At 72.0% G+C, this 26187-nt stretch carries 25 protein-coding genes; 15 read left to right on the plus strand and 10 right to left on the minus strand.

Features of this window, described 5'->3' with window-relative positions; genetic code table 11:
• Position 1 precedes the first annotated feature (1 nt).
• Positions 2-2623: a helix-turn-helix transcriptional regulator gene (locus AMIS_RS15590; RefSeq protein WP_014443287.1), complete on the minus strand. Its 2622-nt coding sequence runs from the start codon at positions 2621-2623 to the stop codon at positions 2-4.
• Between the two features lie 142 nt (positions 2624-2765).
• On the opposite strand from AMIS_RS15590, the gene AMIS_RS15595 reads away from it, so the two are divergent.
• From AMIS_RS15595 to AMIS_RS15615, 5 genes are all read left to right on the plus strand, one after another.
• Positions 2766-3593 carry an alpha/beta fold hydrolase gene (locus tag AMIS_RS15595; RefSeq protein WP_014443288.1) on the plus strand — a complete coding sequence of 276 codons (828 nt, stop codon included), beginning with the start codon at positions 2766-2768 and terminating at the stop codon, positions 3591-3593.
• 22 nt (positions 3594-3615) lie between these two features.
• The gene (locus AMIS_RS15600; protein WP_014443289.1) at positions 3616-4467 is read left to right on the plus strand and encodes an alpha/beta fold hydrolase; all 852 of its coding nucleotides are present in this window, start codon (positions 3616-3618) and stop codon (positions 4465-4467) included.
• Positions 4468-4539: 72 nt separating this feature from the next.
• A complete protein-coding gene (locus AMIS_RS15605) occupies positions 4540-6702 on the plus strand; it encodes a SpoIIE family protein phosphatase (RefSeq protein ID WP_014443290.1) in 2163 nt (720 codons plus the stop codon).
• A 76-nt stretch (positions 6703-6778) separates the two neighbouring features.
• Positions 6779-7090 (plus strand): STAS domain-containing protein, encoded by a 312-nt coding sequence (locus AMIS_RS15610; RefSeq protein ID WP_014443291.1) that lies wholly within the window; start codon positions 6779-6781, stop codon positions 7088-7090.
• Between the two features lie 2 nt (positions 7091-7092).
• Positions 7093-7461 carry an ATP-binding protein gene (locus AMIS_RS15615; RefSeq protein ID WP_231859314.1) on the plus strand — a complete coding sequence of 123 codons (369 nt, stop codon included), beginning with the start codon at positions 7093-7095 and terminating at the stop codon, positions 7459-7461.
• 18 nt (positions 7462-7479) lie between these two features.
• On the opposite strand, the gene AMIS_RS15620 is transcribed toward AMIS_RS15615, so the two are convergent.
• On the minus strand, positions 7480-7806 hold the full coding sequence (locus AMIS_RS15620; RefSeq protein WP_014443293.1) for an STAS domain-containing protein: 327 nt from the start codon (positions 7804-7806) through the stop codon (positions 7480-7482).
• Positions 7807-7925: 119 nt separating this feature from the next.
• Here AMIS_RS15620 and AMIS_RS15625 point away from each other — a divergent pair, with 119 nt between their 5' ends.
• Together AMIS_RS15625 and AMIS_RS15630 are read left to right on the plus strand one after the other, a co-directional pair.
• The gene (locus AMIS_RS15625; RefSeq protein WP_014443294.1) at positions 7926-8621 is read left to right on the plus strand and encodes a hypothetical protein; all 696 of its coding nucleotides are present in this window, start codon (positions 7926-7928) and stop codon (positions 8619-8621) included.
• Between the two features lie 84 nt (positions 8622-8705).
• On the plus strand, positions 8706-9989 hold the full coding sequence (locus AMIS_RS15630) for a WD40 repeat domain-containing protein (protein ID WP_231859315.1): 1284 nt from the start codon (positions 8706-8708) through the stop codon (positions 9987-9989).
• Between the two features lie 86 nt (positions 9990-10075).
• Here the strand turns inward: AMIS_RS15630 and AMIS_RS43375 are convergent, their stop codons facing one another.
• Positions 10076-10231, minus strand: coding sequence for a hypothetical protein (locus AMIS_RS43375; protein ID WP_014443296.1), 156 nt, complete (start codon positions 10229-10231; stop codon positions 10076-10078).
• 66 nt (positions 10232-10297) lie between these two features.
• Entirely contained in the window at positions 10298-11497 is a 1200-nt protein-coding gene (locus AMIS_RS15635) for an MFS transporter (RefSeq protein WP_014443297.1), read from the minus strand.
• Positions 11498-11555: 58 nt separating this feature from the next.
• Between AMIS_RS15635 and AMIS_RS15640 the strand changes: the two genes are divergently transcribed.
• From AMIS_RS15640 to AMIS_RS15650, 3 genes are all read left to right on the plus strand, one after another.
• Positions 11556-12704 (plus strand): zinc-dependent alcohol dehydrogenase, encoded by a 1149-nt coding sequence (locus AMIS_RS15640; protein WP_014443298.1) that lies wholly within the window; start codon positions 11556-11558, stop codon positions 12702-12704.
• Positions 12705-12714: 10 nt separating this feature from the next.
• Positions 12715-13287 carry a hypothetical protein gene (locus AMIS_RS15645; protein WP_014443299.1) on the plus strand — a complete coding sequence of 191 codons (573 nt, stop codon included), beginning with the start codon at positions 12715-12717 and terminating at the stop codon, positions 13285-13287.
• 67 nt (positions 13288-13354) lie between these two features.
• Positions 13355-13855, plus strand: a complete 501-nt coding sequence (locus tag AMIS_RS15650; RefSeq protein ID WP_014443300.1) for a GNAT family N-acetyltransferase — start codon at positions 13355-13357, stop codon at positions 13853-13855.
• Here AMIS_RS15650 and AMIS_RS15655 read toward each other — a convergent pair.
• Positions 13830-14975: a hypothetical protein gene (locus AMIS_RS15655; RefSeq protein ID WP_014443301.1), complete on the minus strand. Its 1146-nt coding sequence runs from the start codon at positions 14973-14975 to the stop codon at positions 13830-13832. The genes AMIS_RS15650 and AMIS_RS15655 overlap by 26 nt on opposite strands.
• Entirely contained in the window at positions 14972-16069 is a 1098-nt protein-coding gene (locus AMIS_RS15660) for a transcriptional regulator (protein WP_063711217.1), read from the minus strand. The genes AMIS_RS15655 and AMIS_RS15660 overlap by 4 nt, the downstream gene beginning before the upstream one ends.
• Before the next feature lie 178 nt (positions 16070-16247).
• Here AMIS_RS15660 and AMIS_RS15665 point away from each other — a divergent pair, with 178 nt between their 5' ends.
• The gene (locus tag AMIS_RS15665) at positions 16248-17117 is read left to right on the plus strand and encodes a hypothetical protein (protein ID WP_014443303.1); all 870 of its coding nucleotides are present in this window, start codon (positions 16248-16250) and stop codon (positions 17115-17117) included.
• A 249-nt stretch (positions 17118-17366) separates the two neighbouring features.
• Here AMIS_RS15665 and AMIS_RS15670 read toward each other — a convergent pair whose 3' ends face one another.
• Positions 17367-18236, minus strand: a complete 870-nt coding sequence (locus tag AMIS_RS15670; protein WP_157434881.1) for a S1 family peptidase — start codon at positions 18234-18236, stop codon at positions 17367-17369.
• A 113-nt stretch (positions 18237-18349) separates the two neighbouring features.
• On the opposite strand from AMIS_RS15670, the gene AMIS_RS15675 reads away from it, so the two are divergent.
• Both AMIS_RS15675 and AMIS_RS15680 read left to right on the plus strand, forming a co-directional pair.
• On the plus strand, positions 18350-19006 hold the full coding sequence (locus tag AMIS_RS15675; protein ID WP_014443305.1) for a response regulator transcription factor: 657 nt from the start codon (positions 18350-18352) through the stop codon (positions 19004-19006).
• Positions 19006-20097 (plus strand): HAMP domain-containing sensor histidine kinase, encoded by a 1092-nt coding sequence (locus AMIS_RS15680; RefSeq protein ID WP_014443306.1) that lies wholly within the window; start codon positions 19006-19008, stop codon positions 20095-20097. The genes AMIS_RS15675 and AMIS_RS15680 overlap by 1 nt, the downstream gene beginning before the upstream one ends.
• Here the strand turns inward: AMIS_RS15680 and AMIS_RS15685 are convergent.
• Positions 20091-21692, minus strand: a complete 1602-nt coding sequence (locus AMIS_RS15685) for a methyl-accepting chemotaxis protein (protein WP_014443307.1) — start codon at positions 21690-21692, stop codon at positions 20091-20093. The genes AMIS_RS15680 and AMIS_RS15685 overlap by 7 nt on opposite strands.
• 531 nt (positions 21693-22223) lie before the next feature.
• Here AMIS_RS15685 and AMIS_RS15690 point away from each other — a divergent pair.
• Positions 22224-22727 carry a MepB family protein gene (locus AMIS_RS15690; protein ID WP_014443308.1) on the plus strand — a complete coding sequence of 168 codons (504 nt, stop codon included), beginning with the start codon at positions 22224-22226 and terminating at the stop codon, positions 22725-22727.
• Between the two features lie 167 nt (positions 22728-22894).
• On the opposite strand, the gene AMIS_RS15695 is transcribed toward AMIS_RS15690, so the two are convergent.
• Positions 22895-23374, minus strand: coding sequence for a MarR family winged helix-turn-helix transcriptional regulator (locus AMIS_RS15695; protein WP_014443309.1), 480 nt, complete (start codon positions 23372-23374; stop codon positions 22895-22897).
• Positions 23375-23416: 42 nt separating this feature from the next.
• On the opposite strand from AMIS_RS15695, the gene AMIS_RS15700 reads away from it, so the two are divergent.
• Positions 23417-24355, plus strand: coding sequence for an alpha/beta fold hydrolase (locus AMIS_RS15700; RefSeq protein ID WP_231859317.1), 939 nt, complete (start codon positions 23417-23419; stop codon positions 24353-24355).
• 111 nt (positions 24356-24466) lie between these two features.
• Here AMIS_RS15700 and AMIS_RS15705 read toward each other — a convergent pair whose 3' ends face one another.
• Positions 24467-25918, minus strand: coding sequence for a cryptochrome/photolyase family protein (locus AMIS_RS15705; protein WP_014443311.1), 1452 nt, complete (start codon positions 25916-25918; stop codon positions 24467-24469).
• Between the last annotated feature and the right edge of the window lie 269 nt (positions 25919-26187).

The following is a 26187-nucleotide window of genomic DNA, read 5'->3' on the forward strand; positions in this document are numbered from 1 at the left end:
GTCACACACCCCCGCCGTCGAGCAGCGTGCGCAGCTGATGGCGGTTGCGCACGCCCAGCTCCGGATAGAGCCGGTAGAGATGCGAGGCCACGGTGCGCGGCGACAGGTGCAGCCGCTCGGCGATCTGCTTGTTCGTCAGTCCGGCGGCGACCAGTTCGGCGACCATGCGCTGGTGGGGCGTCAGCGCGTCCAGCGGGTTCGCGGTCTGCCCGGCGGACGGCTGCTCCGGCGGCAGGGCCTTGCCGGCCTGCTCGGCATGGGCGTGCGCGCCGAGCCGCAGGAAGGTGTCGCGCGCCGGCAGCAGGTGCGCCCGCGCGAGCTGGCCGCGACGCCGGGTGCGCAGCCACAGTCCGAACGCGAGTTGCGCCTCCGCGTACTCCAGCGGCCAGTGCAACGCCCGCTGGGTGTCCTCGATCGCCTTCTGGAACCACTGCTCGGCGGCGGGAGTCTCATCGAGCAGGGCGGCCGCGTGGGCCAGCAGCATCACCATCCGGGAGCCCGGCGCGTCCCCGGCGGCGCGACGGCACCTGTCGAGGATCCGGCGGGCCTGCTCGGCGTGACCGGCGCCGGCCGCGCTCAGCGCCAGCTGGGGCAGGGACCGGGGGCCCAGGAAGTAGTGCCGCGGATCGCCGTCCTCGTCGAACAGGCGGCGGAAGTGCGCGTAGGCGCGGGCGTGGTCGCCGGCGCTCAGCGCGGTCAGTCCGGCCGCGCGTTCCCGCAGGCTGTCGCTGAGCGAGGTGCCGGGCAGGGTGGGCAGGCCGGCGACGGGCGGCGCGGGCCCGTCCCCGCGCAGGGCCCGCAGCGCCGCGCGCAGCGCCGGCACCACGATCGACAGGTACGGGGAGCGGACCGCCGTCGCCCGCTGGGCGGCCACGTCCAGCAGCCGCTCGGCGTCGGACCACTTCCCGCCGTCGATCAGCGCCGTCACCAGCAGCGGGAACGAGGCCAGCGTGGATCCCGGCGCGCCGAAGTTGACGCCCAGCTCCCAGGCGGCGCGCAGCTCGGTGGCGGCCGTGAGCGAGTCGTCGAGCAGGAAGGCGATCGTGCCGGCGAACAGCGTGCGGGTCAGGTCGGCCGGTCCCTTGCCGGCCGGCTGCGGGCTGCTCGCCGTACGGGCGTAGCCGGCCGGGTCACTCATCGCGCGGATCGCGGCGCGGGCCAGGCCGGCCTCGGCGCACGGGATCATGCTCTCACCCAGCGGGCCCCCGGCGCCGCTGCCGGCGAGCGCCAGCAGGCCGGGCAACTGCTCGCGGTGGGCGGGCGCGCCGGACAGCAGCGCTGCGGCGGCCGCCACCACCACCGTCGTGAGCGCCACCTGGGTGTCCGCGGGCCCGCGGCGGGCCGCCCGCGCGGTCACCTCGAACGCCTCCCACGGCTGGGCCAGGTGCAGCAGCGCGAAACCGGCCCCGCACGCGGCGACCCCGGTGACGTCCGGGTCACGGGTCAGGGACAGGGCCCGGTCATAGAGGTCGAGCGCCCACTCCGGCTCGCCGCTGCGGTGCGCGGCGAAGACCGCCCGGGCGTACCGTGACGCCGCGTCCGCACCGTCCGGGCTCAGCTCGGCCGCGAGCTGCAGAGCGCGGGTCGCCGCCGGGTAGTCGGTGCGGCGGATCGCGCCGGCGGCGGCGTCCTCCAGCGCGGCGGCCACGGTCTCGTCCGGCCCGGTGGCGGCGTGCGCGAGATGCTCGGCCCGGCGGAACGCGTCGCCGGTGGTGGCGGCGAGCTCGCGATGGGCCCGGGCGATCTGCTCGGCCGGGTACCCCGCCACGGCGGCCATCCGGATCAGCGGATGCGGGAACCGCACGTGCCCGTCCCGGACGACGACCAGTCCGGCCCGCTCGGCGGGCGCCCAGTCGCGCAGATCGGGGGACGCGCCGGCCGCCCGGGTCAGCGTCGTGATGCGCTCGTCGTCGCCGGCCACCGCGGCGTGCGCCAGCAGCCACCGGGTCGTCTCCGGCAGCGCCTGGACGCGGCGGGAGAACTCCGGCGGCAGCGCGGTGGCGGGCTCGCGGAGGAGCCGGAGGGCCAGCGGATTGCCCGCGGCCCGGCGCAGATCACCGGTACGCCGGGACGGTGACGCGCCGAGCAGCCGGGCCGCCGCGTCCTCCGGGAGCGGGCCGATCTCGTACCGGACGATGCCCGGCGACACCCACGGCAGGTACCGCTCGTCGCGCGCCCCGATCAGCAGCGCGACCCGCGCCGAGCTGCTCTGCAGGGCCGTGGTGAGCAGCCGCATCCAGGTGTCGTCGGCCCGGTCGGCGTCGTCGGCGACGATCAGGGCCGGCCGGTCCCGGGCCAGCTGTTCCAGGGCGACGACCAGCGCGGTCACCGCCGCCGGGCGTAGATCCGGCGCGGCCGGCGCGCCGCGCAGGTGCTCGGGCAGCCCGGTCGGGTCGATGCCGTGCGTGGTCAGCAGCGGCTCCGCGCCCTGCACCTGCACGCATCGATGTCCGCGCAGCCGGGCGTGTGCCACCGCGGCGTCCAGCAACGCGGTCTTGCCGATGCCGGCCTGGCCGCGGAGCAGCACGGCGACCGGTCCGCGTGCGGCGGCGTCGACGGCGGCAGTCAGGTCCGCCAGTTCCCGCGCGCGGCCGGGCAGCGCTGTCCCTGGTTCGACCCCCACACCCGCGGAGTCTAGGAAGCCGGATGCCGTGCCGGCCTCCGGCGGCGAGTGAGGTCACACGTCAAAACGCCCGAAGCAGCAGTAGGGCGACGGATGGTGGCGGCGTTTCCGGGCGGCAGTCTCGGTGGTGAAAGGAGCGCCGATGCCATTCCTCACCACTGACGACGGAACCGAGATCTTCTACAAGGACTGGGGCAACCCGGACGGGCAGCCGATCATCTTCAGCCACGGCTGGCCGCTGAGCGGCGACGCGTGGGACGTCGAGATGAAGCTCGCCGCGGACAACGGGTTCCGGGCCATCGCCCACGACCGACGCGGTCACGGCCGGTCCACCCCGACCTGGTCCGGCAACGACATGGACACGTACGCCGCGGATCTCGCCGCGCTGGTTCGTGACCTGAACCTGGAGAACATCATCCTGGTCGGGCACTCCACCGGCGGTGGCGAGGTCGTCCGGTACGCGGCCAGGTACGGCCGGGGCCGGGTCGCCAAGATCGCCACAGTCGGGGCGGTTCCACCGATCATGGTCCGGTCGGATACCAACCCCGAGGGCACGCCGATCGAGGTCTTCGACAGCATCCGCGACGGGGTCCTCGCCGACCGGTCGCAGTTCTTCCGAGACCTGTCCGCGCAGTTCTTCGGCACCAACCGGCCCGGCTCGACGGTGTCGCAGGGCCAGCGCGACCAGTTCTGGCGGCTCGGCATGCAGGCCGGGTTCGCCGCGGTCCACGACTGCGTCAAGGCCTTCTCGGAGACCGACTTCTCCGCGGACCTGGCCGCGCTGGACGTGCCGGTCCTGATCGCCCAGGGCGACGACGACCAGATCGTGCCGATCGCGGACGCGGCGTACAAGTCCATCGAGCTGGTCAAGGACGGCACCCTCAAGGTCTATCCCGGCGCGCCGCACGGCATCGCCGGCAGTTACCAGCGGGCGCTCGACAAGGACCTGCTCGCGTTCTGGCTCAGCTGAACCCTCTTTAAGGAGATTTATCATGAACATTCGTACGTCTCGGATCGCCCTCGCCGGTGTCCTCGCCGCCTCCACCCTCGCCCTCATCCCGGCCGGCGCGAACGCCAGCACCCCGGCCACGACCAGCACCCCGGCCACGACCGCCGCAGCGAAGAGCAACCACGCCGTCAAGCCCACCGTCGTGCTGGTCCACGGTGCCTGGGCCGACGCCTCCGGCTGGAACGCCGTCACCCGGCGGCTCCAGGCCAAGGGCTACACCGTCATCGCCCCGCCGAACCTGCTGCGCAGCCTGGACGAGGACTCCGCCTACCTGAAGAGCTTCCTCGCCACGATCAGCGGCCCGATCGTGCTGGTCGGCCACTCCTACGGCGGCGCGGTCATCACCAACGCGGCGACCGGCAACCCGAACGTGACGTCGCTGGTCTACATCTCGGCGTACGCGCCGGACCAGGGCGAGACGATCGCCGAGGCCGGCGCGCTGGCCGGTGGGGACAACTCGGTGCTGGTCTCGCACCTGATCAAGCGGCCGTACCCGAACGCGACGGGCGCGGTCGACACCACGGTGGACCCGGCCTGGTTCCCGAAGCTGTTCGCCGCGGACGCCCCGCTGAACGAGACGAAGCTGATGGCCACCCAGCAGCGGCCGCTGTCGTCGGCGGCGTTCGCCGGCGAGACCGGCGTCCCGGCGTGGAAGAGCATCCCGGCGTACTACCTGGTCTCGCTCGACGACAAGACCATCCCGCCGGTCGCCGAGAAGGCGATGGCCGCGCGGGCCGCGAAGGGCCGCACCGTGGAGATCCACAGCTCGCACGCCGCGATGGTCGCCCACCCCGCTCAGGTGACCGACCTGATCCTGCGGGCCGCCCGGTCCTGACCGCCCGGCACGCCCCGGGGACCCGTTCGTGGGTACCCCGGGGCGAACCGGCTCACGTAGCGTGGACCAGTCATGTCTGCTCCGGCGTCCTACGGCCCCGACCGCCTGTCCGATGTGGACCGCCCGGCGGCCGGCGACGGCACGTGGCCGCTGTGGCGGGTGCTCTGCCTCGTCGTGGCCCTCTACGCCGCCGGCGCGTCCCTGGCCTTCCTCGGCTTCGGGGCGCCGTCGATCGTCGTGCTGTTCCTGCCGGCCGGGATCACGCTGTCCGCGTTGCTGCTCAATCCCCGTACCCGATGGCCCTGGATCCTGATCGCGGTGGCGGTCGCCGAGGTCGTGGTGGACGTGTCGCACGGCATGTCGCCGCGCTGGGTGTGGGGGTTCGCGCTGGCGAACACCGTGGAACCGCTGATCGGTGCGCTGCTGCTGCGGCGGTACGTGCGCGGCGACGTCGACCTGTTGCGCCGCGACCACCTGGTCGCGTTCCTGGCCTGCTGTGTCGGCGCGGGTCCGGCGGCCGGCGGCCTGATCGGCGCCACCATGCTCGCGCTCAGCGCCGGCCAGCCGTGGCCGACGTCGGTGGTGTCGTTCTGGGCGGGTGACGCCACCGGTGTGCTGGTCGTCGGCGGGTGCGTGCTGGCCTGGTGGCACAGCCGCCACGGCCGCCCGGTCGGCGCGCGATGGCCGCTGTGGGTGGCGTCGGCGGTGCTCGCCACGGTCGCCGGTTTCTGGCCGCAGCACGTGCCGCTCTTCTACCTGTGCGTTCCGGTGCTGTTCGCGCTGGCGTTCACCCAGCCGCTGCCGGTCACCATGACCGCGGCGCTGGCGACCACCGTGACCGCGAACCTGATGACCAGCACCGGTCACGGCCCGTGGGCGGCGGTCGGCACCTCCGACCAGTGGCGGACCCTGACGCTGCAGGTCTTCCTGGTCACCACGATCCTCGGCGCCCTGCTGCTGGCCGTCGGTGTGGCCGAGCGTGACCTCGCCCGCCGGGACACCTCGCTGGAACGGGAGGCCCGGCTGCGGCTGCACGCGTTGCAGGTGCTGACCACCGACCTGGCGAAGGCGGCCACCTCGGAGGCGATCGCGCAGGCCATCGTCCGGGAGGGCATCGGTCTCGCCGCCGACCAGGGCAGCGCCGCGATCCTGGCGCCCGACGGCGCCGGGCTGCGGGTCTGGACCACCGGTGGCCGGCCGGCCGGGGTGCCCGGCACTCTGGACGCGGACACGCCGCACACCGCCGCGATCCGGCTGGGGCGGCCGGTGCTGCACCAGACCCGCGAGGAGATCGAGGCCGCGTTCCCCGAGCTGGCGCAGGACTTTGCCGCGCTCGGCATCCACAGTGGGCTGTGCGTGCCGATCCCCGGTGACGACGGCACGCCGCTCGGGGCGCTGACGTTCGGCTTCCTCCGCGAGCACGGCGTCGACGCGGACGTGCTCTCCTTCGCCGACGCGCTGGCCAGCCTCAGCGGCCAGGCTCTGCGCCGGGCGCAGACCTACGAGCAGGAGATCAGCGCCGCGCACCAGCTGCAGCAGGCCCTGCTGCCGGCGGTCGCGGCGGACGGGCTGCCCGGCGTGCGAGTCAGCGCCGACTACCGGCCCGCCGACCTCGCCTCCCAGGTGGGCGGCGACTGGTACGACGTGTTCGCCCTGCCCGGCGGCCGGATCGGGTTCGCCGTCGGTGACGTGGTCGGTCACCACGTGACGGCGGCGGCGGCGATGGCCCGCCTGCAGGCGGCGCTGCGCTTCGTCGCCCAGACCGCCCGGCACCCCGCTCAGGTGCTCGAGGACCTCGACCGGGCCAGTGCGGTCATCCCCGACTCGATGATGACCACCGTCGGGTTCGCCGACTACGACCCGGTGACCCGGCTGCTGCGGTTCGCCTGCGCCGGGCATCCGCCGCCGCTGCTGGTCACCGGCAACGACGCGCAGTTCCTGTGGGGCGGCCGGTCGCTGCCACTCGGCGTCGGCGCCACCGCCCGGGAGCACGCCGAGTGCGTGCTGGCGGAGCAGGCCGTCGTGGTCTGGTACACCGACGGTCTGGTGGAACGGCACGGCCAGCACATCGCCGCGTCCATGCAGCGGCTCGCCGACGCGGCCGGGCGGCACGGTTCCGGCGACGCGCACGCGCTGCGGCCGCACCTCATGCGGCACATGGTCGGCGATCGGACGCTCGGCGACGACACCGCGATCCTGTGTGTTCAGTTCACCGCGGCGGCCGACCGCGGTTGACAGCGGTGACGGCTGCCGCCGATGCTGGCAGGGCTGAGCGGCAGCGTGACTCTCGGGGAAGGTCTTGCGGCGGACCATGTCGGACTTCCAGATACGCACCGCCACCCAGGCGGGCCGGATCGTCGTGTCCGTGGCGGGTGAGTGCGATCTGCGCCATCGCGACGAGATGACCACGGTCCTGGAGGCGGCGGTGCAGGCCGCGCCGGTGGTCGCCGTCGACCTCGCTGCCGTGCGCTTCCTCGACTCCAGCGGCCTGCACGCCCTGGTCTCCGCCCGCCAAGCCGCGAGCCGCCGCGACGGTGTCGTCTACGTCGTCAACGCCACCGGCACGGTCGCCATGGTGCTGGAGATGACCGGCGTCCTGCAGCTGCTGCGACCACCGTCATGAGCATGGATTACCACAAACCCCAAGACCTCCCTTCGGTACGGGGATACGTCCGCGACCAGGCACAATCGGCCGGCCTGGACGAGTCCGCCGTGGAGGGCATGGCGATCGCGGTCAGCGAACTCGTCACCAACACGCTGCAGCACACCACCGGCGGCGGGCAGGTCCGGGTCTGGGCGGAGAACGGCTCGGTGTTCTGCGAGGTGGCCGACGGCGGGACCCCGCCGGCGTTCCCCCGCGCGATGCCGGCGGCCGACGCCGAGCGGGGGCGCGGGCTGGCCATCGTGGAGATGCTCTGCGACGAGGTGACGGCGATCGCCGAACCGGGGCGGACCGTCGTCCGCATGCGCTTCGCGACCAAGCCGCGGGTGTGACGCCCGGGGCCCGGCTGATCAGCTGGTCAGGCCGAACGCGGCGGACAGCCCGGTCACCGCGATTGCCTTGGCGACCGGCGGCGACGGGCTCACCAGCGTCAGCGTGACACCGGCCGCCGCGGCCGAGTTACGGGCGCTGATCAGCGCGCCCAGCGCATACGAGTCGATCAGCGTCACCCGGGAGACGTCCACCTGCAGGAACCGGCACGGGGAGGCCTGGGCGGCGGCCGCCAGGTTGTCCCGGACCTCGTCGGCGTCCGCGAGGTCCAGCTCCCCGGCCAGCGCGGCCCGCAGGGTGATCCCGTCACTGCTGGTCTCATACATGATCATGGCGCTCCCCGGCATGCGTCGACCGTATCGGCCCGCCGCCAGGCCCGCCCGGCGAGGGGCCCGCGTACGAGGATTTAAGGATCTTTAAGGTTGCGGTCCAGTCCGGTGCTGAACCGATCTCCGTAGAGGTGGGCATGAGACCCACCTACAGGCGGCCGGGCAGCGGCTTCAGTGGACGTAACCGCAAGATCGTGATCGGGGCCGTGGCGGCCGTGGTGCTCGGTGGTGGCCTCGCCGTGGGCACCGGGATGAGCAGCGCCTCCACCTTCTGTGACGGGCTGGACGAGCAGATCCGTGCCACCCAGCAGTTCATGGCGGAGCAGCGGGCCGACCCGACCGCGCAGACCGAGGCGATCCTGCAGAACCGCCAGCAGGTGATCGACCTGATCAACGTGCAGAAGGCGCAGGGCGGCTGCGGCGGCGCCGGAACCCCGGTGGCCCAGCCGACCACCGCACGCCCCGAGGCCCCGGCCACCGAAGCCCCCGAGGCTGAGGCGCCCGAGGCTGAAGCGCCCGAGGCTGAGGCCCCCGAGGCAGGGGCGCCCGAGGCTCCGGCCACGCAGGCGCCCCCGGCGGCGGGCGGCGACGTCGTCTGTGCCGGCTCGACCGTCACCCTTTCCGGTGAGGGCGGCGCCCCGGCCGCGTCCAGCGGCACCCTCCCGATCGGTACCCGGCTCAAGGTGACGAACCTGGACAACAACAAGAGCATCACGGTCACCGTGGCGACCACGTCGGGCAGCTGCGTCCTGCTCAACAACGCGGCCTTCGAGGAGGTCCGCGAGCCCGGGAAGTTCCTGATCAGGCGGGCGGTCATCGAACGGGTGGGCTGACCCCTGCGGGCCGTGCTGCACCCGGCCGGATGAACCGCGGCGAACGGCCCCGGCACTGATGAGCATGATCGTTACGGTGCCGGGGTGACTACCGAGAGAGATGACAAAAGCACCCTCCGACGCGGCGCCGGCCGGATCGCCGCGGTGACCATGATCGGGCTGCTCGCCTCGACCGCCGCCTCCACCGCCGCGCGGGCCGACCAGCAAGCCACGCTCATCGCGGGATCCGCCGCGGCCCCGGCCGGCGCGCTCACGGCGGGATCCGCCGCGGCCCCGGCCGGCGGGCTCACGGCGGGATTCGCCGCGGCGCCGGGCCGCAGCGTCATGCCCGGCACGGCCGGGATCATCGCGGTGCGCCCGGACGGCAAGGTGTTCGCCACCGCGAGCACCGGCAAGGTGAAGCAGTGGAACACGGCGACCGGCCGCCCGGCCGGGACGTCGTTCTCCGCCCACGCCGGCCCGCTGCACTCCGTCGTGTTCAGCCCGGACGGCAAGCGGCTGGCCGTCGCCGGCGACCGGGGGGCGTCGATCTGGGACGCCGCGAGCGGGGAACGGTCCGGTCCGGCGCTGACCGGCCACGGCGCGCCGGTCCGCTCGGTGGCGTTCAGCCCGTCCGGGCGCCTGCTCGCCACCGCCGGTGACGACGGAACGGTCCGGCTGTGGGAGGCCGCCTCCGGCGATCCGGTACGCACCCTGACCGGTCACACCGGCGGGGTACGGTCGGTCGTCTTCAGCCCGGACGGCAAACTGCTCGTGACGGCCGGCGCGACGGGCAGCGACAAGACCACCGACACCGACGACGACAACACCGTCCGGCTGTGGCACACCCGCACCGGCCGGCCGGTCGGCAAGGCGCTGTCGATCAGTCCCGGCCCGGTGTTCGCGGTGAGCTTCACCCCCGGCGGTGAGCTCCTGGCCACCTCCGGTGGCGGCCGGGCGATCCGGCTGTGGGACACGGCGACCGCCACTCCCGACGGCGACCCGCTGGTCAGCAGCTCGGCGCCGGTGTTCGCGCTGACGTTCAGCGCCGGCGGGAAGCTGCTGGCCACCTCGTCCGGCGGCGACAACACCGTGCAGCTGTGGGACACCGCGTCGCGGCGGCCGGCCACCGCGCCGCTGACCGGTCACACCGGCCCGGTGCGGGCCATGCGGTTCAGCCCGGGCGGGAACCTGCTGGCCACCGGCAGCGACGACGGCACGGTTCGACTGTGGAACGCCGCCACCGGCAAGCTCGAGGGCAAGCCGCTGACCGGCCACGACGGACCGGTCTGGGCGCTGCGGTTCACTCCGGACGGCAAACGCCTGATCACCGCGGGCGCGGACGAACAGGTACGGCTCTGGACGCTCGACGAACCGGACCCGGCCTGATCGGATCCGGACCGGCGAAAGGGCGGCCCGCGAAAGCGGGACGCCCTTTTCGTAGCCGCCGTCAGGCGGTCATCGCCGGGAGAAGGTCAGAACCATACTTTTCGGCCGGCGACCGGGCGGCCGACAGCGCCGAGGATCCAGAGCACCGCGCCGATCACCAGAAGAACGATGCCGATCGTGTAGAGGATCGACACCTTCAGGAGAACGCCCAACAGCAGAAGAATGAGTCCGAGTGCCAGCATGACTGTGCTCCGTTCCGTCGGCGGGCCTCTCCCGCCGGACGCTGCTGTACCCCAACCATCGAAAAATCAATCAGCCTCCACATCGACCGGAGCCGACGCCGGTCTGACCAGCAGCGACAGGGGCGTTGCCAGCAGCGCCACCGCTGCCGCCGCGACGAACGCGGCGCCCGCCTCCCCGGTCACGTGGATCAGCTGTCCGGCCGCCGCCGAGCCCACCGCGTAACCCGCCCACGTCGACGCGCCCATCCAGGCGTACGCCTCGGTGCGGAAGCGCTCCGGCGCCGCCTCGCCGAGCACCACCTGGATCAGCGTGTCCTGCGGCCCGGTCACCATCCCGGCCGCGAGCAGCAGCACGGCGAGTGCCACCAGCGTCGGCGCCGCGCCGGCGGCGAGCAGCACCAGCGTCACCGCCGCGTGGGTCAGCGCGAGCTGCGGGCCGGGCGCGCCCCGGCGGCGCCGGCTGCCGTAGATCAGGGCGCTGACCACCGAGCCGACGCAGAGCGCGGCGACCAGCACGCCGGCCACGTCCCGGTGACCGGCGCCGGTGGCCGCGGCCGGCCCGCCGACCGTCACGGCGCCGAACGTGAACGCGCTCAGCACGATGACGGCGAGGATGAGCCGTACCTGGCCGGTGGCGAGCGGGCCCAGATAGTCACGGCGGGCGCCGGTGCGGGCCGGGGGACGCCGCCGCAGGCCGGGCGTGGCGACGAGCAGCAGGACACCGGCGGTCAGGATCGCCGCGACCACGCCGAGCACCACGATCGGGCGGGTGACCAGCAGCAGCGCGGAGACCAGCACGGGACCGCAGACGTACATCGTCTCGTTGAGCGCGCCGTCGAGCGCGAAGGCGGTCGGCAGCCGCCCGGCGTCGACCAGCGACGGCCAGGTGGCGCGGGCGACGGGTCCGCACGGGGGCGCGGTGACGCCGAGCGCGGCGGCACAGACGATCAGCACCCCGGCCGGCCGGCCGTCGAGCAGGGCCGCGGCCGTCACCCCGTACCCGATGAGGTTGGTGGTCAGCAGGGCCAGGAGGATGCGATGGGCCGGGTAGCGGTCGATCAGCCGCGAACTGAAGGGCACGCAGACGGCGACGGCGACCGCGTAACCGGTCAGGGCGAGACCGGCGGAGGCGTAGGAGCCGCCGGCGTCGACCACCGCGAGCAGCAGCGTGAGCGTCAGCATCGGCGGGGCCAGCCGGGTCGTGACGATCGCGAGGAGCAGCCGGGGCACCTCGGGCACGGCGAGCAGGTCGCGGTAGGCGCGCATGCAGCCCATTGTTGAACATCGATGCATTAAGTGTTCGTCGCCGGGTAGCCGGTACCGCATGAGAGCGATGGTCTACCGCGGTCCCTACCGCGTGCGGGTCGAGGAGAAGGACCGGCCGCGCATCGAACACCCCAACGACGCGATCGTACGGGTCACCCGCGCCGCCATCTGCGGATCCGACCTGCACCTGTACCACGGCATGATGCCGGACACCCGGGTCGGCATGACGTTCGGCCACGAGTTCGTCGGCGTGGTCGACGAGGTGGGCTCCTCGGTGCAGCGGCTCAAGGCCGGCGACCGGGTGATGGTCCCGTTCAACATCTTCTGCGGCACCTGTTTCTTCTGTGCCCGCGGCCTCTACTCCAACTGCCACAACGTCAACCCGAACGCGACAGCGGTCGGCGGCATCTACGGCTATTCGCACACCTCCGGCGGCTACGACGGCGGCCAGTCCGAGTACGTCCGGGTGCCGTTCGCCGACGTCGGGCCGAGCCTGATCCCCGAGTGGATGGAGGACGACGACGCGGTGCTGCTCACCGACGCCCTGGCCACCGGGTACTTCGGGGCGCAGCTCGGCGGCATCGTCGAGGGCGACGTGGTGGTGGTCTTCGGCGCCGGGCCGGTCGGCCTCTACGCGGCGAAGTCGGCCTGGCTGATGGGCGCCGGACGGGTGATCGTCATCGACCACCTGGACTACCGCCTGGAGAAGGCGCGCACGTTCGCCCACGCCGAGACCTACAACTTCACCCGGTACGACGACATCGTCGTCCACATGAAGAAGATCACCGATCACCTGGGCGCCGACGTGGCGATCGACGCGGTCGGCGCCGAGGCCGACGGCAACCTGATCCAGCACGTCACCGGCGCGAAGCTGAAGCTGCAGGGCGGCTCGCCGGTCGCGCTGAACTGGGCGATCGACGCGGTCCGCAAGGGCGGCACGGTCTCGGTGATGGGCGCCTACGGCCCGATGTTCAGCGCGGTGAAGTTCGGTGACGCGGTGAACAAGGGGCTGACCCTGCGAATGAACCAGTGCCCGGTGAAACGGCAGTGGCCGCGGCTGTTCGAGCACGTCCGCAACGGTTACCTCAAGCCCAGCGACATCGTCACGCACCGGATCCCGCTGGAGCACATCGCCGAGGGCTACCACATGTTCTCGGCGAAACTCGACGGCTGCATCAAGCCGATCATCGTCCCGAACGCCGCGTAGGGAGCACATCATGGCGTACACGCCGGACAAGCCCAAGCTCGCCGAGTCCAGCGACGAGCTGCGCGCCCGCATCCCGGGCTGGGGCGCCGACCTCGACCCGGCGGACCGCCCGTCGGTGCCGCAGGAGGTCTTCGATCCGCAGTTCAGCGGCGCGCACTGGGAGTTCCCGGAACGGCAGCCCGAGCGGTGGCCCCGGGAGAAGTCGATCGAGCACAAGTTCGTCACGCCGGTCTTCGGCACGGCCTGCCCGCCGCGTGGCCTGTCCGGCGCGATCCGCCGGTACTCCTACGCGAAGTACAGCGAGGGCCGGGCCGCCCACTGGCTGCTGCTGCTCGCCGCCGACCGGGTCGACGTGGCCGAGAGCGTGCTGCGATCGTTCACCACCGGTCATCCCGACAACCCGATCACCCAGACCGGGGTACGGGCGGAGCTGTCCCGCCACGGGCTGCGCTCCCGCCTCGGCCAGAACCGCGCCGACGTGGCCCATCACGCGCTCGACCCGGTCATCGTGGCCGCCCCGTGGATCGCCGGCGCGGCCGTGACCTACGCCCTGATCCGCCGGATCACCCGCCGTACCGGTTGAGTCACCGCGCCCCGGGCAGGTATCACATTGAGGACAGGCGATGTGGTCAGCGGCGGGGAGGGCACGGATGGTGGACCGGGAACGCAGGTCACCGGAGGACCGGTTGCTGGCCCCCGACGAGTGGCGACGACTCCGTGCCGCCCGGCTGGAGGCGCTCGCCGACGCCCCGGACGTTCTGCTGCCCGGCCGGCCGCCGGAGTCGACCTGGTCCGAGCAGCGCTGGCGGTTGTCGTGGCGAGCCGCCCGGTGGGCGGTGGCGGAGACCGGCGACGAGACGGTCGGGCTGGCCCGGCTCTCCTGGACGGAGACCGGCGCCTACATCGAGTCCGTCTGGACCCGGCGCGACCATCGGCAGCGCGGAGTGGCGTCGGCCATGGTCCGCCGGCTCATCACCGAGCATCCGGCGGACCGGGGCGAGATCTTCGTCTGGGTCGCCCAGCCGAACGACGCCGCGATGCGCCTGTACACGTCCCTGGGTTTCCGCTCCACCAAGGTCACCCAGTGGCTCGCCGCCCTGAACCGGGTCGAGGAGCAGCTGCGATTCAACGGCGGGCACCCGCGAGACTGAGCGGGGCGTGCCCGAAGCTGGCCTCCCGCCATCGGGTGATCCCGAGTTCCGTGAAGGCCTCCGGGTAGTCGCACCGGTTCTCGCGGGCGTCCTGGGCCCGGGCGGCGAACGCGGTCTGGTCCTCCGCCCAGGCCCGCAGGAACGCGACGCAGTCCGCCGGCCGGATCCGGTCGAGCTGGTACAGCGCCTCGTTCAGCGACTTCACGGCCTGGACGTGTTCCCGGGCGCCGTGCTGCCGGCGGATGTCCATGATCAGCTCCGCCCGCTCCTCGATGAAGCCCTCCCAGTAGTCGGCGGTCGCCCGGGACGCGTCGAACCCGTCGTTGAAGAGCCCGTAGAGCCCCTCGGCGACCAGATCCCCGAACTCCTCGAAGGCGGCCCGCTGCGGATCGTCGAACGGATCGAACTCCAGCTGCCGCACCTCACCCACGTCGGCGACGCCGTTGCGGCGGGCCTCACCGGCGAGCGCGAACCAGTCCTCGTTGTAGGCGTCCGGGAAGACGTCGAGCAGGTCGGCCCCGACGTTCACCCCCAGCGCGGCGCCGCTGACGAAGATGCCCTGCGGCCGGCCGATCGCGCGGATGGCGTGGCAGACCACCGAGTTGTCCGGGAAGCTGACCGTCCGCAGGCCGGCGTACCTGTTCCCGTCGAGATGGTGCGCGACCCGGGCGACGAGGTGCGGGGTGAGCCGGATGATGTCGTCGTCGACGAACATGATCTTCTGCCAGCCGAGGTGACGGGCGAGCAGCAGGCCGAGGTTGCGTTTCAGGCTGAGGTTGCTCGACCGGCCGGCGCTGAGCGCCCGGAACCGTTCCGCCGAGGTGGCCGGGGTGAGCCGGCCGGCCCCGTCGTCCGGGATCGCCGCGAGCAGCGCCCGGCAGCCGGGGATGCGGGCCACCTCGGCCGCCGCCTTGTCCAGGTCGCAGTCGTGCGAGGCGAGGACGACCAGCACGGCGCCGCAGTCGGCGGCCAGCTCCGCGACCGTACGCAGGCGGTGTGCCCGGCGTGCGGCGGGCACCACGATGGCCTCGATCGGGCCGCCGTTCGGGCGCAGGCCGGGCTCCCAGGCGACGCGGCGGAGCAACTGGTTGTGGTGCGCCCGCTGTCCAGCGCGGCTCATGAGCGGTCCTTCCGGGATTTCGGCGCCACGGCGGGCTCGTCCGGCCAGGTGAAGAGGATGTTCCGGGGGTCCTGCAGGTCGGGGGAGAGGGCGCGGCCGTGGAAGACGGGCACCCGGATCAGCAGGCCGTAGACGCTCTCCGGGAAGCGACGGGCGAGGAAGGCCTCGTTGGCCTCCCGCACCTGAGCGTCGGTGAGCGTGCGGACGGCGCCCAGCACGCCGCGGCTGTGGATGCCGTTGCACAGCGTCAGGGTCCGGCTGGAGTTGAACGGGTTGGGCACCCGCGCCAGCAGCGCCACGTCCTCCTCCAGCTCACGGGTCTGCTCGTCGCCCTCGGACCAGACCGGCAGGAAGCGTCTCTCGTCGGCGCCGTGACCGACCGCGAAGATCTCTCCGGTCGTCAGCTCGGGTGTGTCGATCTGCCGGACCGGGAGTTCCTCCAGCATCCGCAGCAGCCGGCGGGTGACCGGGTTCCAGCCGATGCCACCGATCAGGACCAGGTGCCCGGAGAGGTCGTCGGCCTCAACCTTGGACGCCGGTTTGAAGAACACCGGAAGCGTCGGGTCGTTCTCGGCCCGGATGTGACCGTGCAACTCGATCAGGGCGTCCAGGTCGGCGAACTGATGAGCCGCGGTGTGGTTCGGATGGGCCTCGTCCGCGAACGGTCCGATCGCGGCCAGCCCGGCGTCCGGCACGACGATCACGACCGGGCCGCCGTCGGCGAAGAACCAGGAGCGGTGCGAGGCGGCACGGGCCGCGTCGGCGGGGGCCGGCCCGACGCGGGCCTGGTCGATCAGCTCGGTCAGCTCGGTGAGAACCTGCCGGCGCTCCTGCTCCTGCTCGGGGGAGAGCCGGGAGGCGGGGAGCAGCCGCCGGGGCGTGCCGGTCAGCGTGTGCAACCGGGCGTACGGCTCGGCCCGGTTCTCCGGCAGCAGGACCGGCTCCTTCGGACGCTCCCACGAGGACACCGCCGCGGCGCTGACCTGTTTGCCGTCCTCGGTGAAGACCGCGGCTAGCTCGCTCTGGGTGAGCCGGACCTGCTCGCGGAGCCCGCGCAGCCGCTGAGCCAGCTGGATCGCACCTGGTGTCGCCACGAGCGCCACCTCCCGGATTCTGTTACCCGTGATTCAAGTGAGGCCTTGTTGACAGCGAGTGGTCAGAGTAGATTCGAGTTGTCTCGAATCGATTGAAGTTGACTAAACTTTAATCTACTTGAGACAACTTGAGTCAACGAGGGTAGCATAGCGCGAAAGCACACCGAGGGTGGCCGGTATGCGAAGCGACACGCCCCAGCCGCTGGAGACGAAGGAGCGGCTGATCGACGACGGACTTCAGGCCGTGACCGTGAAGTACCGTCAGAAGCTGGCGCGCGACCTTTTGCTGGTGCCGGCGCGCTTGCCGATGGAGTGGCTGACCCCCCGCCAGCGCGCCTTCCTCGCGCTCCGCAAGGACGCGGTGATCACCGCTACCGCCCACGCGGCGGGCGTCGAGCTGGTCCACCACGTGATCCACCTCTGTGACGGCCTTGTCCCCGCGCTCGTCGACGACTTCCTGGCCGGGCGTGACATCGACGGGCCGGCGCGTGCCGGGCTGCGCCAGCGGGCGCCGGCGATCGTCCGCGACGTGCTGCTCCGGTCCTGCCCCGCCTGGCCGGCCTACGGCATCGAGGCGTTGACCCCCGAGGTCCGGGCCGCCATCGACGAGGCGCTCACCGACCAGCTGGCCCGCAGTGCGAACCCGGACCCGCCGATCATGGCGCTGCCCGACGCCGGGCCTGCCGACCAGCGGCACCACGAGGAGCGGGTGCTCTTCCTGACCTCCAGCACGCACGACCGGCACCGGCGGGTCCAGGGCCATCTCTGGGAGGAGCAGGCCCGCCACGGTGTCAACGTCGCGATCACTCTGGTGTCGTGCGGAGCTGTCGCGGTGCTCTATCTGGTGATCGTCCTGGTCGCGCGGACCGTCGACCCGACCATGACGGTCAAGGAGGCCATGATGCTGGCCGGCGCCGCACTGACCAGTGGCGGGCTCGGCATCCTCGGCGCGAGCCTCAAGGAGAAGGTGACCCGTGGCCGGTCCGGGACCGAGTCGCCGCCTGCCCGATCCGGCGACGCAGACCAGGCCCGGCCAGAGCCCCGCTGACCAAGCCGCAGAGGACTGTCGCGGTGAGCGCGACGGCGAACGACCCGCCGGCCCCGGGAAGGCGGGCCGCGAGCAGGCCCACGCCGGCCGCCACCGAGCCGATGACGGCGACGGCCAGAATCACGTAACCCACCGCGGCCGCCGGGTAAGGGCGGGCGGGGCGATGCGTCCGGGCTGCCACGATTCGTAACTTACGGGGTTGCCGGCGACGGCGGCACCACCGAACGGCCCATGCCGCATCGAGGAATGTCACCCACGAGGTGACCGCCGGCGTACGGCCAGCGCCCCCACCAGCACAGCGGCCAGGCCCACGCCCCCCAGCACGACCGTCGAACCCGGTCCCGTGTCCTTCGCTGCCACGCTCTCGTTCACCCAGCCGGCGAGGGAGTCGACCCGGGCGCTGAAATCCGGGCCGGTGTGCGGGCAGCTCGGCCCGGAGCTGACCACCGCCACCAGGGTGACCCGGCCGCCCGGCTCCTGGCGGAAGTACGGCCCGCCCGAGTCGTGCGGGCACGGGCTGGTGTCCGCCCGCGGCGAGCGCCCGGACGCCTCGATCAGCGTGTCGCCGACCGCGTCCACGGTGAACGTCCCGGTCTGCAACACCTTCGGCGGCCGGGTCCCGTCGCCGTCGCCGGTCAGCCCGAACCCGGCCAGCCGCAGCACCTCACCGGGCCGCGGCGCCCGGTCGGCCAGCGGGATCGGCGGGACGTCGGTGATCGCCTCGGCCAGCTCGGCCAGGGCCACGTCGGCGCCCTCGGCCTGCACCGCGTCGACCACCTCGACCTCGTGACCGCCCGGACCGCCCGGTTCGGCGCGCCCGACGATGGCGGTGGTCCGCTCGGCGACGGTACGGCCGATCCGCCGCCCGCCCGCGTCCCGGAAGCAGTGACCCGCCGTGATCACCCAGCGGGGCGCGATCAGGGCGCCGGAGCACCAGCTGTCCCGGGTGCCGCCGCCCTCGGCCGGCAACCCGGTCATCGTCAGCATCACCGCGAACCGGTAGGCCCGGTCGGGAGCGTCGTCGCCGTACGCGATGGCGGCGGCCGGTCCCGGATGCCAGGGCACGGCGGCGGCAGAGGCGGCGAGGACGACGAGCAGGTTCCGAAGAGACACGAGCATGCCGCCCATGCTCGGCGCCGGGCGGTCGGGTGAGCGTCAGCGCCGTCTTTATGAGCCGCTTACGGTCGGCGTGCGAAGCTGACGACCGGTACGCCGGACGGGGGAGGACAGGCATGCGGGTGCTCGTGGCGGACGACGAACGTCTGCTCGCCGACGCCGTCGCGCAGGGACTCCGCCGGCTGTCGATGGCCGTCGACGTGGTCTACGACGGCGACAGCGCCCTGGAACGCGTCGCGGTGAACCGGTACGACGTCGCCGTCCTGGACCGGGACATGCCCGGATGCGGGGGAGACGAGGTGTGCCGCCGGGTCGCCGCCGCGCAGCAGGGCACCAAGGTCCTGATGCTGACCGCCGCGGCCGGCATCCGCGACCGGGTCGAGGGGCTGGGGCTGGGCGCCGACGACTACCTGACCAAGCCGTTCGCGTTCGCCGAGCTGGCCGCGCGGGTGCAGGCGCTGTCCCGCCGATCCGGCGTCGCGCTGCCGCCGGTGCTCGACCGGGCCGGCATCGTCCTGGACAGCACCCGCTACACGGTCACCCGGGACGGGCAGCTGCTGTCCCTGTCGTCGAAGGAGTTCGCCATCCTGCACGTGCTGATGCGTGCCGAAGGTCGCGTGGTCAGCACCGAGGAGCTGCTGGAACAGGCCTGGGACGAGCACGCCGACCCGTTCACCAACACGGTCCGGATGACGGTCATGACGCTGCGCCGCAAACTCGGCGACCCGCCGGTGATCCACACCGTCCGCCGGGCCGGCTACCGGATCGGCTGATGAACCGTTCCGCCGCCCGCCGGGTGCTGCTCGTCTGCGCGATCCTGCTGGTCGCGGCGCAGGCCGTGCCGGCGATCGCGGACCAGGTCCTCGCCCTGTGGCGCGAGTTCGGCCCCGGCTGGTGCACGTTGCCGATCGGCCGGGCCCCGGACGCGAACACCTCGTTCGTCTGCACCCAGATCTTCCGGCGCCCGAGCATCCCCGGCCTGCTCGCCCGGCTGGTCGTCCTCGCCGCCGCGCTGGCCGCCTGCTACCCGCTGGTCCGCTGGTGCCTGCGCCCGGTCCGGGACCTCGCGGCCGGCATCGACGCGGTCGGCCCGCAGAACCTCGGCCACCGGCTGCGTCCCGGATCGGGCCGCGACGAGGTCGCCGTGCTGGCCCGCGCGATCGACGACATGATGGACCGGATCGCGGTCGGTTACGAGGCGCAGCGCCGGTTCGCCGCCGACGCCTCCCACGAGCTGCGCACCCCGCTCGCCGTGCAGCGGACGCTGATCGAGGTCAGCATGGCCGACGAGCTCACCACCGAACAGCTGGAACTGCTCACCGAGCAGCTGCTGGTCACCAACGAGCGCAACGAACGGCTGATCGAGGGGCTGCTGGTGCTCAGCGAGAGCGACCGCGGGCTGATGACCCGCACCCCGCTGCGCCTCGACGAGATCGCCGCCGCCGTCGTGGACAGCCACCGCAAACGGGCCGCCGAGGCGGGTGTCACGATGTCGAGCACACTTCGGCCCCGTACCGTGGTGGGGGAAAAGGTGTTGCTGGAACGGCTGGTCACCAACCTGGTGCAGAACGCCGTCAAGTACAACCGGCCGGGCGGGACCATCGACGTCCAGGTCGGCGACGAACCGGCCCTGATCGTCCTGAACACCGGCGACGACGTGCCACCGGAGGACGTGCCCGCGCTGTTCGAGCCGTTCCGGCGCAAGAGCGCCACCCGCATCGACCACAGCGGCGGCGCCGGTCTCGGGCTGGCCATCGCCCGCTCGATCACCCAGGCGCACGAGGGCCTGATCTCGGCGTCCTCCACCGGCCACGACGGGCTGCGGGTCGAGGTGACGTTCCCGCCCGTGCCCCGGAGTCAGTAACGGAACGCCGACACCAGGCCGCTCAGCTCGGTGGAGAGCCGGGCCAGCTCCCCGGTGGTCTGCTGCGACCGGCCGGCGCCCTCGCTGGTGTCGCGGGCGGCGTCGGCGACACTGACGATGGTCTGCGCGATGCTGGACGTGCCGGCGGCGGCCTCGGCCACACTGCGGTTCATCTCGGCGGTGGTGGCGGTCTGCTCCTCCACGGCCGAGGCGATCGTGGTCTGGAAATCGCTGATCCGGGCGATCACCCGGGAGATCTCCTCGATCGCGGTGATCGCCCCGGAGGTGTCGGCCTGGATCGTCTCCACCCGGCGGGAGATGTCCTCGGTGGCCCGGGCCGTCTCCTGGGCCAGATCCTTGACCTCGGAGGCCACCACCGCGAAGCCTTTCCCGAGCTCACCCGCCCGCGCCGCCTCGATCGTCGCGTTGAGCGCGAGCAGGTTCGTCTGCTCCGCGATCGCGGTGATCACCTTGATCACGTTGCCGATCTCCGCCGACGAGTCGCCCAGCTTGCCCATGGTCCGCGAGGTGGTCGACGCCAGCTGCACGGCCTCGCCGGCGACCTGAGCGGCCTCCGTCGCGTTCTGCGAGATCTCCCGGATCGAGGTGCTCATCTCGTCGCCGCCGGCCGACACCGTGCTGACGCTGCGGGAAACCTCCTCCGCGGCGTCCGACACGTGCTGCGCGACCCCCGCGGTCCGCTCGGCGGACGCGGCGATCTGCGCGGACACGCTCGTCATCTCGTCGCTGGCGGCCGCCAGCGACGTGGCCGAACCGTCGATGGTGGCGACCGTGCCGCGCAGCCGGACCATCGCGGCGTCGAGCGCCCGTCCCATCTGGCCGGGCTCGTCGGCGCTGCTCAGCCCACTGGTACGGGTGAGATCGCCGGCGGCGAGCGCCTCGCACACCGCCCTGACCCGGGAGAGCGACCGCACGATCGCGGCGGCCACCGCGCCGCCCAGGGCGAGCGCGAACACCAGCCCGACGGCGAGCAGCACGATCGACAGCCGCCGCGACGACGTGGACTTCGACTGGGCCGACGTGGCGTTCGTGGCGGCGTCCGCGGCCTCCGCGGCGGTGAGGCTGTCGACGGCCGCCATCATCCTCTCCACGACCGGGGCGATCTCGTCCTCGTTGACGGTGGTCCAGGTGGCGTAGTCGTTGTCGGCGGCGGCGGCCGACTGCCGCTCGTCCACCACCTGCTGAAACTCCTTCCACAGGTCATCCAGCGTGGTCAGCACCCCGGGGTCGCCGGCATAGGTCCCGTCCCGGTAACTCGCTATCGCGTCGTCGACGGCGGCGATGTCGTCGGCGGTGGCGTCGTTGTACTTCTCGCTCGTCGCGTCGTCCGGTGCGATCGCGGAGGTGGCCACGTCCAGCCGGGTCTGGACGATGGCGGCGCGGATCTGGCCGACCTGGGTCACGTTGACGACGTTGTTGTCGTAGATCGCCTGGGCGGCGTCCGCGGCCTTGTTCAGCGCGAGCAGCGTGACCAGTCCGACGACGAGCGCGACGAGCGTGGCGACACCGATCGCGGTGAGGATTTTGACGCGCACGCTGAGATCAGCGAACCGACGTGTTGCGGGGTTGACCACAACCTCACCGTACGAGCGGGAATCGCCCGCTGTGAGGGATTCGTTGTGATCTCGTTGGTCGCCGCTTCGGATCGGTTCCCCTGCCGGCCGGGGATGAACCCGAGTGGCGCCTCATGGTCTCGAGTCACGGCTCGCGGTCCTCGGGCTCGTGCTCTTCAGGCTCGCGCTCCTCGGGCTCGTGGTCCTCGGGCTCGCGCTCCTCAGGCTGGCGGCCCCGAAGTTCGCGGATCTTGGAAACTCCGATGCTGGCTGGCGCTCAGGGCGGACAAAACGGGCGCCCGGCAGCACTGTTGACCAGCTCGTCTCGCCCGGCTGGTCAACAGTTCTGCCGGCAGCATGCTCGAACAGCGCTGAGAGCCGGCCGGACCGGCCGGTCCACAGTGTCGGCACAGCGGCTTCGACCACCCGGATCGGCGCCGCCGCCCTCGACCGGCTCGCCACTACTCTTCGGGCATGAGCGCACTATCGCCACGGGCCACGACAACGCACGGCCATCCCCCGGAGACCGACCCGTGGACTGATAGCGACCCGGTGCACGACGATCTCCGCGCCGCGAAGGAGCTGGTCTACGACCCCGCCGGTCTTGTCTGCTCCCGCCCTGTTCCCGAGCCGGAGAGCGCCGACTACGGCGCCCATTTCCTCCGCATCAACGGTTCGTCCGTCAGATTCCGCACGGGCAGAACAACACCGACGAAGGCCGGACAGTTCGTCACCCTGTGGGCTAGGTCGGAAAGCGGTCCGATCCGGCCCCTCGACACCACGGATGCCGTCGATCTGGTGGTGGTCAGCACCCGGGACGCCCAGCAGTTCGGCCACTTCGTCTTTCCCATGGAGGCCCTCCGTGAACGCGGCATCGTCGCGAACAACGGTTCCGGGGGGAAGCGGGGCTTCCGCATATATCCGCCCTGGGCCACCACGACGAGCCGTCAGGCCGCCAACTCGCAATCATGGCAACTCGGCCACTTCCTGCCCGTGAACGACGGCACGTCGCTCGACGTCAACCGCGCCCGAGCGCTGTACGTTCCGCGCCGTTGAAATCTCCCAACGGCTCCAGTTGACCGGTCGGCGCCGGCAGATCAGGACGAAGACGAGCCCGTCGTGGATGTCGAGCCGGCGTTCCCAGCGCACCGCGCGCCGGCGGAACTGATGCAGCAGGGCGGAGGTCTGCGACGGCGTGATGTCCGAGCTCGCTGTTCCGGTCCTCAGGCCGACCCGTCGAGGTCTCCTGCGATCCACCCCGGTGTGTCGAAGCGAACGGGAGCCGCGCCTACCAATGTCGCCAGCTGTCCTTCGAATCTCGCGAACTCGGCAGCACCCAGCCGCTGCTCCCACCGGGTGCGCAACTCGTCGAAGACTGCTTCGCCTTCGCGCATGACTTCGAATCCGAGCGGAGTGACCTGGAGGCGTTTGCGGCGGGCATCGCGGGGATCGGGTTCGCGAATGACGTACCCGCGTTCCTCGAGGACAGCGATGGTCTTGGCTGCTGACTGTTTGGCGACGGAGAGGCTCCGGCCCAGGTCGGATGCGCTGTCGGCTCCGGCCGCGATGGCGCGCATCGCGAAGTCGTGAACGGGCCGGACGTCCTGGTAGCCCCGCCGAGCAAGCTCTTCGGTCGCGGCGTCCACGAGGCCTCGAAAGCCACCGAGCAGCAGTAACGCGAGATCAGCGCCAGAGCGGGACATGGCAGAAGGCTACGACACCCCGCCTGGACAAAGACAGCCAGGGTGTCTATCGTCGAAATCGACACCCCGGCTGTCTTTATGAGGAGAAGCATGACTCCCGCCCGTACACCCCAGGGCATCACGCACCACCGCGCTGACGTCAACGGCACCAGCCTCCACTACGTCAGCGCCGGCACCGGCGGCTCGCCGATCCTGCTGGTCCACGGCTTCCCCGAGAGCTGGTGGGCATTCCACAGACTGATTCCCCTGCTGGCCGCCACCCATCGGGTCTTCGCCGTGGACCTGCGCGGCTTCGGCGACTCCGGCAACGAGCCGGGCGCCTACGACAGCGCTACCTCAGCCGCCGACCTGCACCACCTGATCACTCACCTCGACGTCGGACCCGTCCATCTCACCGGACAGGACATCAGCGGAGCGACCGTCTTCCGCCTGGCCACCACGCACCCCGAGCAGGTGCGCAGCCTCACCGCCATCGAGATGGGCCTGCCCGGATTCGGCTTGGAGGCGCTGGCCGACGTAACCCGTGGGGGTGCCTGGCACATCGGCGTCCTCGCTGCCCCGGACATTCCCGAACTCCTGCTCGCCGGACGCGAGAAAGAGTTCCTCGGCCGCTACGCCTTCCCTTCGATGACCGCTGTACCGGAGGCGATCGGGGACACCGACATCGAGGAGTTCTCTCGCGGTTACCGGCGATCCGGCGGCTGGCGCGGTGCCACCGGCCTTTACCGCTCCATGCTGCAGGAAGGCTCCGAGATCAGGAGGCTCGCCGAGTCACCCGGCCTCCACCAGCCCGTACTCGCCGTCGGTGCCGGAGGCGGCGCGTTCACCCGCGACACCATGTCACAGGCGGCATCCACGGCAATCAGCGACGTTCAATTGGTGGACGTCGGCCATTACGTCGCTCTGGAAGCACCTGAGGAACTGGCAGCAGCCATACTGAGCTTCATCGACGGCGTCGACAAAGCGTCAACCCCCGGCTGACCGACAGGGGAGCGATACGCGCGGGAGGGGCCGGACGCTGGTGACCGGGGCCGGCGAAGGCCCGCTCATGGATTCAGAGTCCTGCGCCTCTGCGCGGGCGCGAGACGGGGGCTAAGGCGCCCGTGAGCCCCGCGCCTCCTCCTGCTCCACCACCGCCTCCAGATCCGCCAGCCGGCGTAACCCCTGCAACGGCTGCCGCATCCGATGGTTGCCGGCCAGCTCCCGCTCGTGGCGTGCCAGGAAACTCCAGTACCCCGCCGTGTACGGGCAGGCGTCCTCCCCGAGGCGTACCTGCGGCCGGTAACGACACCCGCCGCAGTAGTCGCTCATCCGGCTGATGTAAGCCCCACCCGCCGCGTACGGCTTGGTGCTCATCCGCCCGCCGTCGGCGAACTGGCTCATACCGATCACGTTGGCGGTCATCACCCACTCGTACCCGTCGACGAACGACCGGTGGAACCAATCGGCCAGCGCGCCGGGCCGCCAGCCGCGCTGCATCGCGTAGTTGCCGAGCACCATCAGCCGCAGAATGTGGTGCACCCAGCCGCGATCACGCACCCCGGCGAGCACATCGGACAGGCAGCGCGCCTCGACCGCGTCGGCGTCCAGCCGCTGGAACCACGCGGGCAGCTCCTGCCGCGCGCCCAACTCGTCGGCATTCCGATAACCGGGCTCGAAATACCAGTACAGGTGCCAGATGAAGTCGCGCCACCCGAGAATCTGCCGCACGAAGCCCTCCACCGATTGAAGATCAACACCCTTCTTCCGGTACGCGGCCTCAGCGTGCTCGACCACCTCCAGCGGATCGAGCAGTCCCAGATTGATCGACGCGCTCAACATGCTGTGCGCCATCAGCGGGTCACCGGCGAGCATGGCGTCCTCGTACGGACCGAAGAGCGGCAGCCGATACTCGACGAAGTGCCGCAGCCGGGCGAGCGCCTCCGCGCGGGTGGCCGGGAACAGCCGCGGCCCGTCGTTCCCGACGAACCTGATCCCGTCGTCACGCTCCCACCGGTCCAGGTCCTCGCGCACCTCAGCGTCGATGTCGTCCTCGGTGATCTGCGGCGGCGCCGGCACGTCCAGGCTGGCCGGCGGCGGCTCCCGGTTGTCGGCGTCGAAGTTCCAGCGCCCTCCGGCCGGCTCGGCGCCGTCCATGAGGATGTCGTGCCGTCGCCGCGCGTCCCGATAGAAGTCCTCCAGCCGCAGGTGGTCACGCCCGTGCGCCCACGCCACGAAGTCCTCCGGCGCGGTCACGAACCCGCGCGGCGCCAGCATCTCGACCCGGGGCAGCCGCCGTACGAGTCCCCGCGCCGCCCGGGACGTCGGATGGCAGACGGTGACCGGCTCGGTGACGGCCTCGGCGTAGGTCTCGGCCCGCACCAGCCGCACGTTGTCGTTGCCGCGCGCGAGGTGGCGCAACGCGGAGAGGACGAGGTGCGCCTTCTGCCGGTGAAAGACCCGGCGGCGGAAGACACCTTTCGACTCCACCAGCAGCACAGGCTGCTCGGGAGAGTCCAGAAAGTGCGGCCCCAGCTGATCAGCGAACAGCCACCGGCGTCTCATAGAAGCATCATGCGGCAGCCACCACGGCCACCGCGGCGTTCTCGCGATGCTCAGTACCCTCATCCATGGCTGTGAATTAGGTCATGCCCAAATCCCTCCGCTGCTTTGATGACCACCTTTCACATCATCAAGTCGAGCTGCGCCACCTACCGCGAAATGCTGATAGAAGGCCTCCGCAAGCGTTACTCGTAGTGGCGGCCCTCGTTCGCCGAATAGCGGCCCGGCACAGGTGTGGTCTGCCCTTCCCGGCGGTGGCTCGATATGCAGTT

Origin of the sequence: Actinoplanes missouriensis 431 (assembly GCF_000284295.1) — a bacterium.
Classification (GTDB): Bacteria; Actinomycetota; Actinomycetes; order Mycobacteriales; family Micromonosporaceae; genus Actinoplanes; species Actinoplanes missouriensis.